General features: G+C 31.9%; 15 protein-coding genes and 1 rRNA gene. 7 read left to right on the top strand and 9 right to left on the bottom strand.

Features of this window, described 5'->3' with window-relative positions; genetic code table 11:
* Positions 1 to 29: 29 nt before the first annotated feature.
* Positions 30 to 665 carry a hypothetical protein gene (locus AXG55_RS02275; protein ID WP_148696522.1) on the bottom strand — a complete coding sequence of 212 codons (636 nt, stop codon included), beginning with the start codon at positions 663 to 665 and terminating at the stop codon, positions 30 to 32.
* 265 nt (positions 666 to 930) lie between these two features.
* On the opposite strand from AXG55_RS02275, the gene rrf reads away from it, so the two are divergent.
* Positions 931 to 1,045: ribosomal RNA gene (gene rrf / locus AXG55_RS02280) — 5S ribosomal RNA — on the top strand.
* A 96-nt stretch (positions 1,046 to 1,141) separates the two neighbouring features.
* Here the strand turns inward: rrf and AXG55_RS02285 are convergent.
* The 3 genes from AXG55_RS02285 to AXG55_RS02295 are packed head-to-tail and all read right to left on the bottom strand — an operon-like array spanning position 1,142 to position 3,269.
* Positions 1,142 to 2,323, bottom strand: coding sequence for a questin oxidase family protein (locus AXG55_RS02285; protein ID WP_148696523.1), 1,182 nt, complete (start codon positions 2,321 to 2,323; stop codon positions 1,142 to 1,144).
* A gap of 7 nt (positions 2,324 to 2,330) precedes the next feature.
* Positions 2,331 to 2,795 (bottom strand): DMT family transporter, encoded by a 465-nt coding sequence (locus AXG55_RS02290; protein WP_148696524.1) that lies wholly within the window; start codon positions 2,793 to 2,795, stop codon positions 2,331 to 2,333.
* Between the two features lie 3 nt (positions 2,796 to 2,798).
* Positions 2,799 to 3,269, bottom strand: a complete 471-nt coding sequence (locus AXG55_RS02295) for a DMT family transporter (protein WP_148696525.1) — start codon at positions 3,267 to 3,269, stop codon at positions 2,799 to 2,801.
* 193 nt (positions 3,270 to 3,462) lie between these two features.
* Here AXG55_RS02295 and AXG55_RS02300 point away from each other — a divergent pair, with 193 nt between their 5' ends.
* Positions 3,463 to 4,398, top strand: a complete 936-nt coding sequence (locus AXG55_RS02300; RefSeq protein WP_148696526.1) for a YncE family protein — start codon at positions 3,463 to 3,465, stop codon at positions 4,396 to 4,398.
* A gap of 52 nt (positions 4,399 to 4,450) precedes the next feature.
* Here AXG55_RS02300 and AXG55_RS02305 read toward each other — a convergent pair whose 3' ends face one another.
* The 4 genes from AXG55_RS02305 to AXG55_RS02320 all read right to left on the bottom strand — a co-directional run bounded on the left by AXG55_RS02305 (position 4,451) and on the right by AXG55_RS02320 (position 8,938).
* A complete protein-coding gene (locus AXG55_RS02305; protein ID WP_148696527.1) occupies positions 4,451 to 6,877 on the bottom strand; it encodes a hypothetical protein in 2,427 nt (808 codons plus the stop codon).
* Between the two features lie 24 nt (positions 6,878 to 6,901).
* Entirely contained in the window at positions 6,902 to 7,303 is a 402-nt protein-coding gene (locus AXG55_RS02310) for an acyl-CoA thioesterase (protein ID WP_148696528.1), read from the bottom strand.
* A gap of 68 nt (positions 7,304 to 7,371) precedes the next feature.
* Positions 7,372 to 8,487 (bottom strand): glycosyltransferase family 9 protein, encoded by a 1,116-nt coding sequence (locus AXG55_RS02315; protein WP_233231316.1) that lies wholly within the window; start codon positions 8,485 to 8,487, stop codon positions 7,372 to 7,374.
* Entirely contained in the window at positions 8,480 to 8,938 is a 459-nt protein-coding gene (locus AXG55_RS02320) for a hypothetical protein (protein WP_148696530.1), read from the bottom strand. The genes AXG55_RS02315 and AXG55_RS02320 overlap by 8 nt, the downstream gene beginning before the upstream one ends.
* Positions 8,939 to 9,134: 196 nt before the next feature.
* On the opposite strand from AXG55_RS02320, the gene AXG55_RS02325 reads away from it, so the two are divergent.
* Positions 9,135 to 9,920, top strand: a complete 786-nt coding sequence (locus AXG55_RS02325; RefSeq protein ID WP_148696531.1) for a segregation and condensation protein A — start codon at positions 9,135 to 9,137, stop codon at positions 9,918 to 9,920.
* Here AXG55_RS02325 and AXG55_RS02330 read toward each other — a convergent pair.
* Positions 9,889 to 10,950, bottom strand: coding sequence for a hypothetical protein (locus tag AXG55_RS02330; RefSeq protein WP_148696532.1), 1,062 nt, complete (start codon positions 10,948 to 10,950; stop codon positions 9,889 to 9,891). The two genes, AXG55_RS02325 and AXG55_RS02330, sit on opposite strands and share 32 nt — an antisense overlap.
* Positions 10,951 to 11,262: 312 nt before the next feature.
* Between AXG55_RS02330 and rplM the strand changes: the two genes are divergently transcribed.
* The 4 genes from rplM (at position 11,263) to AXG55_RS02350 (ending at position 14,010) form a co-directional block, all read left to right on the top strand.
* Positions 11,263 to 11,706: a 50S ribosomal protein L13 gene (rplM, locus tag AXG55_RS02335; protein ID WP_148696533.1), complete on the top strand. Its 444-nt coding sequence runs from the start codon at positions 11,263 to 11,265 to the stop codon at positions 11,704 to 11,706.
* A gap of 27 nt (positions 11,707 to 11,733) precedes the next feature.
* Entirely contained in the window at positions 11,734 to 12,129 is a 396-nt protein-coding gene (gene rpsI, locus AXG55_RS02340) for a 30S ribosomal protein S9 (RefSeq protein WP_148696534.1), read from the top strand.
* A 236-nt stretch (positions 12,130 to 12,365) separates the two neighbouring features.
* Positions 12,366 to 13,385: a PAAR domain-containing protein gene (locus AXG55_RS02345; protein WP_148696535.1), complete on the top strand. Its 1,020-nt coding sequence runs from the start codon at positions 12,366 to 12,368 to the stop codon at positions 13,383 to 13,385.
* A 10-nt stretch (positions 13,386 to 13,395) separates the two neighbouring features.
* Complete coding sequence (locus AXG55_RS02350; protein ID WP_148696536.1) at positions 13,396 to 14,010, top strand: hypothetical protein; 615 nt, start codon at positions 13,396 to 13,398, stop codon at positions 14,008 to 14,010.
* Positions 14,011 to 14,110 lie beyond the last annotated feature (100 nt).

Consider the following 14,110-nt stretch of genomic DNA (forward strand, 5'->3'; position numbering starts at 1 on the left):
GGGGGCTTTTTTTATGTTTAATATTTTAATTATTTCAGAGTAATACAGTCTGATTGAGCTGAAGCTAATCGATCTTTCTCTGCTAAAAGCAATTCTGTAAATTTAAAACCACAAAACTTCATAGATCTTCCTGATTCTCTTGATATAGTTAGTTTATTTGAAGTATTATTTAATTGTTCGCAAAAATTAACAAATTTTTTAACTTCATTGTCACTAAATGCGTTGTGCTGTGTGGTAAGTTCAAAATCAATTTCACTAAAATTTACTTTTAAAAATCCTTTATCTTCAGTTCCACTTACGTCAGCTATCAATTTGCATTCTAGAGATCCAACCGCATTTTCCATTAAGAAGCTAAATGATTGATTCTTAGCAAATGATTTTCCAGTTAAGTCAATTGAACCCTTGAAAATTTCGCTGGAAACTTTAGTAAAGCCTACAGGGAATGGTATTTCCCAAAAGCTGAATAAGCTATTTTGACTTACTCTTTTTACAGGTTGAAGAGAGGGTTTATTTGGTTCAGATGGCCTTCCCATAGGCTCTGCTTGATTCGCAGTAGCAACTTGCTCTTGTGGGTTAGCAGGATCTAAATTTCCGCTTTTATTTCCACAGGAAATCACTGTCAAGACAAGACAAAACATAAAACTCGATTTTAAAACCGAAAACATGGAGCACCTCTGCCATACAACAAATGGCTAAAAATAACTTGCAATATCAGTAATATAAGTTTGTTTCATAACTTTTAGTTAAAACTGATATAGATTTATACATAAATAATTATTACGAATTAATGAATATATTGTTAATTTTATTATTTATAAAAAAAATAACAATATTTATTTATATTTAGCAACAAATTTTTTATCGAAATTCTTTGCTTGACATAATTTCAACTCGAGGGTACAACTCAGGAGTATTTTAAAGCCTCGTTTTGGCTGTGCTGATTGCGGCGGGGAAATACCGGATCCCATTCCGAACTCCGAAGTCAAGCCCGCCTGCGGCAATGGTACTGCACCTTTAGGTGTGGGAGAGTAGCTCTGTGCAGCCTTTTAATTTAGAAAGCTCCTAAGATTAAAAATCATAGGGGCTTTTTTTATGTTTAATAAGTTTGGCTAGTTTGCTACAATATAAAATGAGTAATTTACTAACTACTTTCTATAAAATTCCCTGCAGCCAATCTAAAAACCGATTTAAAATTATTTTCTTCCCATAATTTTTTTAAGACGTAAACTAATTTAGGATTATGCTCTTCTTTTTCTAAATATGCTTTTTCAATAATTTGAGTCCAATAGACCTGAATTTTAGGGTCATCATATTTGTCAAAATTATTATTATTTTTCTTAATTAAGTTTTTAAATAAGTCTTTATTAGGTAAAGATTCTAAAGAGAATAGCACACAATTCATTCCAATCCAATAATTTTTAATACACTTTTGTTCCTCATGTTGATTTAGATAAAAAGAAATTTCTTTTATAGCATGTAATGATGTGATGAGGTGCAAACAGATAAAATTAGAAGGATAATATAAATAAATTAAAGTTACTAAATAAAATAATTCATCCCATACTTTATCTATATTAGAATTTTTAAACCATTTTTGATCTTGATAAATTAAAAGATGCTCATAATTTAACAGAGCTGCTATTTTAAACTGATTGCTCATTCTATTTATATTTGGGTGTATATAGAAATTATTTTCAATTTTCTCTTTATCAATGAGATCCTGAATGTATTCTTTAAACTGAGTCGGTTCCTTATTTATATCTTCCAATATATTTAAAAAGGATTCTAATGGTGAGTCAAAAGTTTTCGTATTTTCTGTTCCTGCTTCAATTTTTTCGGGGTGACAGGAAAGAAAGGAATAGCATATGTAAGCTAGTCCTTCGCTTATCATACATTTATTTTTAATATCCAGTGCCCATCCTAAATGAATGGTTCCATGTGCTAGGGAGCCCATCCAACCTGGAATTAAAATAGGGATAAAATCTATGAGAACTTTGCTTAAACCATTTATTTCTATTTTATTTTTAAAAAAATTATAATAAGAATTAAAGCTCGATTTTTTACCCAAATATTCTTTCCAGTTTTCTTCACAAATATGATAATCAGATTTTTTTTGAGTTTCTATTTCGGTATTCTTAATATATCTATTATAAAAGTTATTAATTATATTTAAATTAGCGCCTAACCTTAATAAAGCAATGGGAGCGTGTTTGCTATGATTTGCTAAATAACCATTATATTCTATATGATAAGAAGTGTCATTTAAAATTTTATCTATAGATTTGATTTTATAATCGTGATCATTATGATTTGAATTTTTCATACAAACTCTATTTCACAAAGTATTTCTTTAAATTCAGCTGCAAAAAACGAACTTTATCAACTTTAGATAAATATATTCCAAATATTATTAAAATAATTCCTAAAATCTGTGCAATAATTGATGTCATGTTTTTAAAATTAAAGTCGATGAGAAGGCTTGAAATCATTTGTCCACTAATAACAAATAAAGCTGTTTTGACAGCTCCTAGTTTTGTAAATACAAAGCAACTGAGTATCACAAAAAAGGCGCCTAATACACCACCGAGTAAACTTGTTGGAGGTATTATTACATTAGTGAAATATTGAAAGCTGTCAAAAAAATATACAAGCAGAGTAAGAAGCAAAAAGCCGACGGCATGATTCCAAAAAGAGGCTTTGAGTGGCCCTGCGGAAAAACTTAATTTGCCATTTACAGATCTATTTATTCCAATAACAATACCATTTAAAATGGCAAGTAAAATAAAAAATGTCATAAATTAAGACCTAAAATTGATGATTAACCAGCTGCCGGCTAAGATAAAAATAATAACAAAAATATCTTTCAATTGAATTAATTTTTTTGTCGTTCCAAATAAACCAAATATATCAGACAAAAGACCAAATAATATTTGTCCAACAAGCATTAAAGAAATTGTTCCAGATAGTCCTAAAGTGCTATTGACAGATATTACGGCGAGAACAACAACCATGCCTCCTGCTAGTCCTCCTAAATAACTCCAAAAAGGAGCTTTTTGCGGCGCTGTTTGATTTAAATTTTTTTTGTTTAGAATTATTTTATTTACATAAATAATTAAAATTGCAGTGAGCAATCCTATGCCATGGGCTGTCCAAGAAGCAAATAGAGGTGAAGTGACGCTAGATAAATTGCTATTTAATTTTAGCATGACTGTTAATATAGCACCTGCAAGTAATCCTAAAAGCCAATGGGCAGATATTTTATGTAGCATAGAGCGCCTTTATAATAAGAAGTCAGCAAATTTATTTATTATTATTTTGGAAATTGTTCAAGATTTTTTGCAAAAAATATTCAAGAAAAAAATATTTCATAATAAATGTCAAAATTTCTGCTCTATCAATATATATAAATTTTATTTATTCTTATAGGTCATTTAGTAAAAAATAATACAGATCGGGAGACATATGTCTACTGGAAAAATAAAAAAATCTCTATTTCTATGTTCCTTATTTACTTTAACGAGTTTTAATGCGAATGCCAGTGAACAAAAAAGCTTAAGAGAAACGGAAGTTTTTACAGCAAGTAAAAATATAACTTATGCTTTTGTTACGAATTATAATACTTCGCCTGGCTCTGTGAGTTCATGTATTGTAAATAAAGATGGTACTTTAACAAATTGTGTTGCAACAGCACAAGGTCTTCCTGGGTATTATAGAATTAATTTTGATGATAATAATAATGCCTATATTACGAGCGTTGGCACAAATTCTGTAAGCTATTGCCCCGTAACTTATAACGGGTTTCTTCCCGCTTGTGTCGCGGCAGGAGCTACGGGTCTTTCGGGAGCTGTAGGAACTGTTTTGTATAAAAATTATGCTTTTATTACAAGCCAGATTGGCAATACTATTAATGTATGCAATCAAACTCCCAATGGAACCCTTGGGAATTGTCGCATAGCGGTAAGTGGAATGAATGTGCCAGAGCAAATTGGAATACATAATGGTTTTGCCTATATTCCAAATATAGGCAATAATACAGTAAGTGTTTGCAATATAAATAATAGTTTTGTCACGAATTGTGCAACTACAGGAACAGGATTTAACGCACCAGAACAAGTTGCTTTTAATAATAATTTTGCTTATGTATTAAATTGGAATACCTCTTCTGTAAGTCTATGCAATGCAAATAGCGATGGTACCTTAGCGAATTGTAACATAACCGCATTGGGATTTGCCGGCCCCAGAGGGATATCCTTCTATAACAAATACGCATATATCACAAATATGAATGATAATACAGTTAGTGTTTGTAGCATTCAAGACAATGGAACTTTAACCGATTGTGGTAGTACAGGTTATGGTTTTACGAGCCCTTCATCCATCGCCATTTACACACCCTAAAGCTTTAATAAACAGAAAATGAAATCATTTTAATAAATGTATTCATTATATATCAGCACTGACTCCACCCACAATAATTACAAAGTAAACACCCTGCTTGACGAATTAAATTTACATTGTGGCATTGAGGACAGTCGTCACTCATAATCTTATTTTTCTCATTCAAATATTTTTTTAAGACACGGCTAATTGATTTGGCGAAGGTGGTGATATCTCCTTCTGCTTTTTCAAGCTGATTTAAAATATCTTCAATTTTCACATTGTTTTTTAAATTTAAAGAAACAAGTCGAGTAATAGCGCTTTCTGCTCCATCATTATGAAAGAAATTTTTAATATGAATCATACTTTCGTTTTCAAGAATCAAATCATATAGACCATTTTTCTTTTTTAATATTTTTCCTTTTTTGAATGCGGTCAAATATTCTGGAATTTTATTTTGCATGCCACAAAAAACCTCATAGGGTTTTTCATTTAGCAAGCCCACAAGGACAATCCATTTCTTCCCATTTGCTGTCATTATATAAATATCGCACTCAAGAATATCTGGTCTTTTAATTGAGGTTGATTTTAAATTAAATTTATTTTTATTTTTTTCATTAGCAATATTATTTAAAACTCCTTCACGACTTTTATCGCGATAAACAGTGACTGACTTTAATTCTTGTTTCCAAGCAGCAAAGTAAATTTCTTTTACTTCTTCGACGGCGGCGTTTTCAGGTAAATTATAAGTAACAGAAATACCGCTATCAATGTATTTGTAAATTTCGCTCATAAACTTTATTTTTTGCAGGGAATTAATATTTTTTTCAGAATATTTATTCCAAGCAGCAAAGACCCATTCCGGATCTAAAATCATTTTATCAATATTTTCTTTTGTAAGAGGAATATTTTTTCTTTTGAGTTCATTTAAAACACAGCTGTCGTATATAAAGTGTGTTTGATATTCACCTGTTAAAGAGCGTTCTCTGCGCTCATGATAAGGCGCAAAGGAAGGTTCACAACCATTTCCACCGACTCCGACCACCATAGATAAAGTCCCTGTTGGTGCAACGGAAAGACAGCAGACATGACGCATTGCCGTAAAGTCTTCAAACTTTAAATTTGTTAACTTACAAAGTCTTTGAATAAAAGGGCTTTTTAAAAACCAATCTTTATTAAATTCCGTAAAGCTTCCTCTCTCTTTTCCTAATTCAATGGAAGTGCGGTAAGCTGTTTCTGCGAAAATATTCATAATTTTGGAGGTGATTTTTATACTTTCGTCGGAAGCATAAATAATTTTATTCTTTATAAACCAATCATATATTCCTGTAAAACCCAAGCCAATGCGGGTCATTTCTTTTAATTTTTGTTTTTGGATAGGATGTGGAGATCTGTTTTCTTCCAATTCGGCAAGAATAACATTATCTAAAAATCGAACGCCAAATTGCACTCTTTCCTGAAGCCATTCTTCCCAATTTTTATCAATAATAGGCATATTATAAAAATTAATTGAAGCTAATACGCAAGTATTAAAAGCGTCTAATTTTTGTTCCGAGCAGCCATTGGTAGAAACAATATGATACTTTTTATTTGGATGATAATTGCTGGTAGAGTTATATTCGCTCGTGTCCCAAAACTCAATGCCTGGTTCTCCCGTTTTCCAAGCTTGCAAAGCAATTTGATGAAATAATTCTTTTGCATTTATATTTTTTTCATACCTAAGATCGGGGCCTGGAGAATTTTCATCAAATATATTTTTTCCAACATAGACAATATTATTTTTTCTTTCCCAGGAAAGTTTTATGGATTTATTTTCCATAACAGCATGCATGAATTGCGAATCTACTTTTACCGAAATATTTTGTGATGTTAATTTAGAAATATCGGCTTTGCAGGAAATAAATTCCGGAGAGTCGGGGTGATAAATCCAAATATCGGGTTTTGTGGCTCCTCTTCTATTTTCAGCACCAATTACCTGCATAGCAGCATCATAATTTAACAAAAAACTTACCGCTCCACTGCTTGTTTTTCCGCAGTTATTTGTTTGAGATCCTCGAGGCCTTAAACCGGAAATATCAATTCCGTTACCTTGACCATAGGAAGCAATACGGCTCCATATCATAAGAGATTCACCAAAAATATTTTCAATGGAATCTTTCACAGGAGGTTGTGTGGTGCAATTAACATAAGAAATTTTTTGCGTGGAATTACCTGCGGCGCGCCAAATTCCTCCTGCGGGGCTAAAATCTTTATCCGTAATGTATTGAATTGTTCTTTTTGTCATTTCCTCTTTTTTAAGAGTATCGTATTTATTGATTTCTTGAGCTACGCGTGCAATTGCTTCATTAAAATCTTCTTTTATCCCTAGTTGTGTTTGTTGATCTTTGCTTTCTAAACAGTATTTATTTTCTATAATAGATTTATAGATATCAGATATGAATTCATATTTAATTATTTTTTCAGAACTTATTTCAGATCTAGGTTCCTTATTATTTTTCATTGAATTCTTCTTTTGAGTTTAAGATTAAATGACGGAAGTTGTTTTACCTTGTTCATTTAATGCCACCATAGAGAATGTGCCGCTGACAGCAAGTTCTCGTTTATTGGAATACATTTGTTCGATAAAAATTTGAACTTGAACTTTTAAACTTTTATTTCCTACTTGAGTTACAATACCATGGATATCAGCAAAAGATCCTCCTGGAATCGGTTTTTGAAAATCTGTTTTATCGAGAGAGACAGTGACCATTTTTTTTCTAGAAAATCGTGTTGCTGTAATAAAGGCGACTTCATCCATCCAGTTTAGAGCAGTACCACCAAAAAGAGTATTATAATGATTTGTGGTATCAGGAAAAACACATTTAATCATTTTTGTTTCTGAGAGTTGAATGCGTTCTTGAATTTCTTGTTCTCTTGTTTGTTCCATATATGAGCTCCTTTACGTAAGGAGTGTAGAGTAACGAGAAATCACACTTTTTGCAAATTTGATAATTTTCAATAAATATAAGTATTTATCTTTTCAAATATCTTTTTACTATCAATTTCCTGTAAGCATTTTAAATTTTTAAAACGACAACTCCCTTTGCCGTGACGAGAGCAGGGGCTGCAGGATAAATTTTCGTAGGAAATATGTATTTTATTAAAAACAGGGACAAAGCCGAAATATGGCGATGTTGCTCCAAATAGAACACTTGCAGGAATATGCAAGGCATCGGCAGCATGAGCTGCAAAAGAATCATTTGTAATGACGTATTTCGAATTTGCAATAACATTTATTGTTTCATTTAATGATGTTTTGTCAATTAAATTAAGAACTCTTTTGTTTGCCGGAAAATCTAAGTATTCTCCTATAAATTTTTCATTACTTGAACCACAAATCACAATATTTAATTGAGTTTCTTGAAGAATATTTTTAATAATTTCTCTAAATTTTTCTTTGGGCCACGATTTAATAAATCCACTTGCCCCTGGAAAAAGGCAAATGTATTTTTGATTTTCGAAATAATAAGAATTTTCTTTATGCAGTGTCTGTGTTTCATTTGTATTTAAAGATAAAAATATTTTATTATCTTTTTTTGTGATTTTACGAATTATGTTTTCTTGAATATCGTGAATTCGGAATACGTTATTTTTTTTGTTTATCTTAATTTGTTTGAATGTGAGCCATGATAAAAAAACTAGAAAAAATCTATACAGTGATCTTTTTGAAACACAATAATTTTTTTCAAATTTTATTTTCAAATTTTTAGTTAAAAATTTGAATGATCGTTTGCTTCGTGCCGTTTTTTGTAAATCAATAAAAATATTTTTTTGCTTTGTTACTGTATTGTTCAATGTGTTGAGGAAAGTTTTCTCATCTGTTTTAATTCCATGAATATAAAACTCGGGAGTGGTATTTTTTTGATAACAAATAAATAAGTTTAATCCAACTATTTTTAACGCTACGTCTTTAGTGAGTGGGGATGTTATTAAAACAGGAAAATATTCATTTTTAACTAATTTTGCTATGGTATGACTTGCAATAATAACATCACCGATGGCGGATAATCTAGAGACAAAAACAATACGCTCAAAAGTTTTTTTATGATTTAAAGATTCAATGTTAAGCATTTTTTCCATTTTTTTTCAGGGAGCTAAAGAGAAACAAGGCGGACCAAATAGCCATTGTGAGGATATATACTATACCACCAAATGCAGATAAGGAAGTGACTAAAGAAAACTTTCCTATTACAGTAGGAAAAAAAGCTTCCAAAACAATTCCTGTTCCAAAAATGGGAATGGAAACTAAATTAAAAATTACGATGCCTTTTAATTTTCTATCTGAAATAGTACCACGAATATAAATGAGTGAAAGTCCTATAAGTATAGTTGTTATTCCCATGGAGTTCATGTGTGCGTGTGCTGATCGAAGTAAGGTACGTTGCCAAACCATGTAACTAGATGGTTCAATAAACGAGGGGCTCAAGGCTTCCAGTTGTGAGCCCAAAATGCTTCCGAATATGCACCAGGTAAAAATCCAAAAGAAACCCAGTCCTATGACCATCATTTTAAATTTTTGCAAAGTAGCCACCTCGTGTGTATTGTGTGCAACGTTATAAGGCATCCTTTTGAAGTCATAATGCCTTAATGTGACAAAAATAATTTACTATGACTTGAAACGCTTTACACCTTCGTCGACAGAAGAATGATCCTCATTTAGGATCAGGGCATGGCAAACGAATGCGCGGCGCAAAACATAGAGTAACTGGTAGAAATCAATGCATCTTAAACTTGAAAATTTTGATGGTCCGTTAGACCTTCTCCTGCATCTTATCAAGGCTCAGGAACTCAATATTTTTAATATCCCAATTTTTACGATTACGGAACAGTATCTCAGTTTTTTGAAACAAGTTCCTGAACTCGATTTTTTGACAGCAGGTGAATATTTAGCAATGGCTGCTCAATTAATTGAAATTAAAGCAAACTTGTTGATTCCCGTATTACAGAAAAATTCAAATTTGCAAGCGGAAAGCATTGAAGAAATTGCTGAAGAAGATCCAAGAAAACTTTTAGTAGAGCAGCTGTTAGAATATGAAGCATTTAAAAAAGCTTCCGAAATTTTACAGACATTAAATGCAAATGTGCAAGATGTATTTCCTACAGGAGAATTCAAACGGAGAGAAGAAGAATTTTCCCAATTTGAGCACCCTATTAAAGGAAATCCTTTTGAATTGATCATTTCATTGGAAAGAATTTTATTAAAATATTCAAATCAAAATACTCCAAAAGTTATGGTTCGTGCTCAAAAAATAACCATTCAGCAAAAAATGGAATTGATTAAAAAAAGACTTGAAGAATCTGAAATCGTTACTTTAAAAAATCTTATAGCTGATTGTTTATCGCGATATGAATTGATTGTGGTTATAATGGCTGTATTAGAATTGTGTAAAGCAAATCATGTAAACTTATCTCAGGCAGAAATGTTTGCTGAAGTTGAATTGACAAAGGGTTATAAATTTTATGAAGATACCTCTACTCTTCAAGATGTTGAAGTACAACCCTAATATGTTCTCTATAAGCAACGCTCAACGGGTATTCTGTATCATTTAAACGAATTTCGAGGCGGGCGTGTGTGATATTTTCCTTTGAAATAGCGTTATGAATATTGTGAATTTCATCATCCATCATCTCAGAAAAATGAATATCCTTATCAAGGAGTTCATGCATTTTGACCTGCATTTTTTTGATTTCTTCAATTCCTTCATATCTTTTTGATAATTGACATGCCAAGCGTTCAATAAATATTGTATTTTCGTGTTTCTTTGAGTGAATTTCAGTTACTTTAGGGAATTTTTCATGATTTTTAATAATTAAATTTATAAGTTTAGATATAAAAATTACCTTATTATAAATTTCTTGGCAGTGGCATTTTAAAAAATCTTCTTTTATTGAAAGGATATTTGTTTTTATTTTTTCATCTTTTAAGTTTGTTTCATAAAAAAATCCATTGGCAATAGTTTCTAATTTATTGATCAAAATATAAAAATAATTTTTGAGAGAATCTTCTTCCCAAAAAGAAAGGCGGGCACTTAAATCTTCTTTTTTGAGAGGTATTTTATGTCTGACTTTATTTGTTAAGCTTAAAAATAAATTATCTAAATGTTTAAAATTATCTGTATCCTTTTCCATTCTTTCTATTAGCATTAGAGCACGGGTTGCTTTTGTTGTGGAAGAGGGGACTTCATTAATGATATTCAGACATCTTTTTGCATTTAAAATTAAAATTCTTTTTACTTCCTGAGTCAAATAAATACAATTCTGATTAAAGTCTTTTAGCATAAAATAAGATAATAATTGCCTTGCAGTTGGGCTTCCGAGGTAAAAATCAAATTGCGTAATGAGCTCAAGAGCTTTTTTTTCCTCTAAAACCTCATTAAGGGACAACGACTCCACATGGATGAAGTCGATGAAGGGAGCATCTCCTGCTTCAATCAGACAAAGTGACGCTTGAGCTATAAACCTCAGACAATCGGAGTAAGGAGAGAGTTTGATCGCTGGATTTGGTGACATTATTGAATTTTCGTTGTTGACCACGACTGAACTTCCCGTTATAAAGCACCAACTGCGGCAAATTTTTGCGCAAGGTTGGTGTAATTGTTAAGTGACGAATGTTACTAATATTTATTCTACCTTTATTGCTAAGTTGTGTCACCGCTTCTACAGGAACTCCACGCCTTTCGGTTTGGTGGCATAAGTAGTTGTGTTTTTAGATGTTTTTGTGGTTTGCGTTGAGATAACGCCCTTGCTACAGGAATTTATAAAAACAAGGCATACTCGCAGATTGTTGTAAATAACTATACGAATTTATTGTATAAATTTGGTTTTTTTGTTTAGTGGAGATATCATATGAATACTTATTCTGCCAAAGCTTCTGAAATTCAGAAGAAATGGTTTATTGTTGATGCTGAAGGTAAAACACTGGGGCGTCTTGCAACTCAAATCGCGTATGTATTGCGCGGCAAACACAAAGCAACTTTCACCCCACATATGGACATGGGCGACAATGTTATTGTTATTAATGCTGAAAAAGTAACTCTTTCTTCAAACAAAGAGCTCACAAAGCTTTATCATCGCCATACAGGTTTTTTTGGTGGTATTAAAACCCAAACTGCTGCTGAAATCCGCTCTACTCAACCTGAGCGCTTAATTGAGCTTGCGGTCAAGGGAATGCTTCCACACAATCGTTTGGGCAATGAGTGCTACCGCCATCTTAAAGTTTATGCTGGCGCGGCGCATCCACACACTGCTCAAAATCCAGAAGCTTTACCTGAACGTACAATTTCAAAATAATAAGCGATTTAAATGAGGGAGCCAAAAATGGCAGTTAAATATGTATCCGGCGTAGGTAAACGTAAAACATCTATCGCTCGTGTTTATTTGGTTAAAGATGGCAAAGGTTCTATTACAATCAACCATCGTAGCCTTGAAGATTACTTTAAACGTCCGACTTCGCGCATGGTTGTTGAGCAAGCATTAAACTTGACTCAAACACTTGGCAAAGTAGACATCCGCGTTACTGTTGTGGGCGGTGGACTTTCTGGTCAAGCAGGAGCGATTCGTCACGGAATCACTCACGCTCTTCTTAACATGAACCCTGAATTCCGCGCTGTTCTTAAGGCTTCTAGTCTTATCACTCGCGATGCTCGTATTAAAGAACGTAAAAAATATGGTTTACGTTCTGCTCGTGCGCGCTTCCAATTCTCCAAGCGTTAAGAGAAAGAGTCCCTTTCCAAAAAAACCAGCAAGTTTTCTTGCTGGTTTTTTTTTACTTTAACGGGAATATTATTTATTTCAAAGTAAATTTTTTAGATAATTGTTATTAAATTTATATAAAATATGTAATTTATTTTATGAAAATGAACTTGATTCACATCTTTTTTTTGTATTATTAATAAAAAAATTATTTTCATAATAATTTTTAAGATTTACACAAAAAGGATGTTGTGCAAATGGAAAAGGGAATTGTTGTTGAAGGCGATCCTTTATCGAGTGGTGGGAAAGTAACTAAAGGATCTGGAACTATTGTTAATGGTTTAAGAATTGCTGTACTTGGAGATCCTGTTGATTGCCCTATACCATTACATGGAAGTGGCACCATAACGGAAGGAGAACCTAAAGCATTAATAGGTGATAAACCAATTGCCTTAGAAGGACATAAAGTATCTTGTGGCTGCACTCTAATTGCAAAAACAGTAGGAGAAAAATTTAAAATTGGTGTTTCACAGCCCCCTGAACCCAGTTTTATTGAAAAAGTTGATGATTTAATAAATAAATTAAACGATAAAATAGATAGAGCAGTAATAAATACTCTAGATAAAATTTTACCCAAACCAATACAAGACTTGAATGATCTTGTTAAGCCTTATATCTGTGCTCTTCCAGAAATACCAGTTGTATCAAAGAAGACTGAAATTCCAAGTGCTAAAAAAGTATTAACAGAGGCATTATTAGAGCAAGCCAAAGAACTCTATTGTTTTGATAGGAGTCATTATAAAAATAACTCGGAAAACAAACCTACTGTTAAAGAGCAAAATAAATTAGAATATATACCTTTAAATGGGAGTTCTAAGGATTTAAAATGTGAAGGAAACAAATATATTGGAGGTCGCCATGCTGATACGACTCAGCCTAAGGGAGATGGATTGGACTCTCATCATATGCCTGCTAAAAGTGCTTATGAAGGATCTAAAATGAATCCTGATGGTGAAGCTAAGCAAGGCCCTGCAATAAAAATGGAGCCTAAAGATCATAGAGATACAAAAAGTTATGGTAAAAAAGGTGAACAATATAGACAAAAGCAAAAAGAATTAATTCAGCAAGGCAAATTAAAAGAAGCTGTTCAAATGGATATTGAAGATATAAGAAGAATAGCTCTTGAAGATGGAAAACCCGATAAGTATGAATGCGGAATTAAAGAATATATTGAAAATTATAATAAATATGACCCTAATGATTTTATTATAAAATGAGAGGACTTAAATGATACTTTTTGAATATCATTCCGATGAAAAAATAGGAATGTTAAAGTCTGGAATGTCAATTGATGAGACAAGAAACTTATTTAAGAGTTGTTATAAAAATTGTAAAAAAAGCGAATTCAAATCAGAGTATGACTATTTTATGGCTATTGGAATTATGGCATATTATAATGATTTAGAGAAACTAACTGAAATAGAAATAGTTGAAGAAAAAAGTATATTCATGTATAAAAATATGAATTTATTTTCAAATTATTTAAATTTAAAGCGTAAATTAATAGAGCTGAAAATAAATTTTACTTCTGAAAACGAAGGAATGGAGTTAGAAAATAAAAAATTGGGTTTATATGTTCCCGACTTACTTCTTGATCCAAAAGATCCTGCCAATGAAAAAGCCATTGTAAAAACAGTGTTAGTAGATATGAGCAAAGGCTGTAGCGTTTCCTTTGAACGTCTTATATCAAATCATATTCCTTCTAAAGAAGCTTACATTGGAAGTAAAATATCATCCGATAATGGCCCCGCCATTCGCATAGTTATGACGATCAAAAATATTTTGCAAGCCATGGTAAAAGTAAGATTGCAAAACAATATCGTGAAATGCAAAAACAATTAGTGGGCGATGGCGAAGTAATGCAAGCCATAAAAAAAGATGAAGAAGATATAAAGTCTAAAACAAGTTCTAAATATACAATTGCTCTGAAAAAAATGAAGGA

Source organism: Silvanigrella aquatica (genome assembly GCF_001907975.1).
Taxonomy (GTDB): Bacteria; Bdellovibrionota_B; Oligoflexia; order Silvanigrellales; family Silvanigrellaceae; genus Silvanigrella; species Silvanigrella aquatica.

Bases quoted from the DNA above. Each gene is read 5' to 3' on its own strand.
- AXG55_RS02275 (WP_148696522.1), bottom strand. From the start codon at position 665: ATGTTTTCGGTTTTAAAATCGAGTTTTATGTTTTGTCTTGTCTTGACA.
- AXG55_RS02285 (WP_148696523.1), bottom strand. From the start codon at position 2,323: ATGAAAAATTCAAATCATAATGATCACGATTATAAAATCAAATCTATA.
- AXG55_RS02290 (WP_148696524.1), bottom strand. From the start codon at position 2,795: ATGACATTTTTTATTTTACTTGCCATTTTAAATGGTATTGTTATTGGA.
- AXG55_RS02295 (WP_148696525.1), bottom strand. From the start codon at position 3,269: ATGCTACATAAAATATCTGCCCATTGGCTTTTAGGATTACTTGCAGGT.
- AXG55_RS02300 (WP_148696526.1), top strand. From the start codon at position 3,463: ATGTCTACTGGAAAAATAAAAAAATCTCTATTTCTATGTTCCTTATTT.
- AXG55_RS02305 (WP_148696527.1), bottom strand. From the start codon at position 6,877: ATGAAAAATAATAAGGAACCTAGATCTGAAATAAGTTCTGAAAAAATA.
- AXG55_RS02310 (WP_148696528.1), bottom strand. From the start codon at position 7,303: ATGGAACAAACAAGAGAACAAGAAATTCAAGAACGCATTCAACTCTCA.
- AXG55_RS02315 (WP_233231316.1), bottom strand. From the start codon at position 8,487: ATGCTTAACATTGAATCTTTAAATCATAAAAAAACTTTTGAGCGTATT.
- AXG55_RS02325 (WP_148696531.1), top strand. From the start codon at position 9,135: ATGCATCTTAAACTTGAAAATTTTGATGGTCCGTTAGACCTTCTCCTG.
- rplM (WP_148696533.1), top strand. From the start codon at position 11,263: ATGAATACTTATTCTGCCAAAGCTTCTGAAATTCAGAAGAAATGGTTT.
- rpsI (WP_148696534.1), top strand. From the start codon at position 11,734: ATGGCAGTTAAATATGTATCCGGCGTAGGTAAACGTAAAACATCTATC.
- AXG55_RS02345 (WP_148696535.1), top strand. From the start codon at position 12,366: ATGGAAAAGGGAATTGTTGTTGAAGGCGATCCTTTATCGAGTGGTGGG.
- AXG55_RS02350 (WP_148696536.1), top strand. From the start codon at position 13,396: ATGATACTTTTTGAATATCATTCCGATGAAAAAATAGGAATGTTAAAG.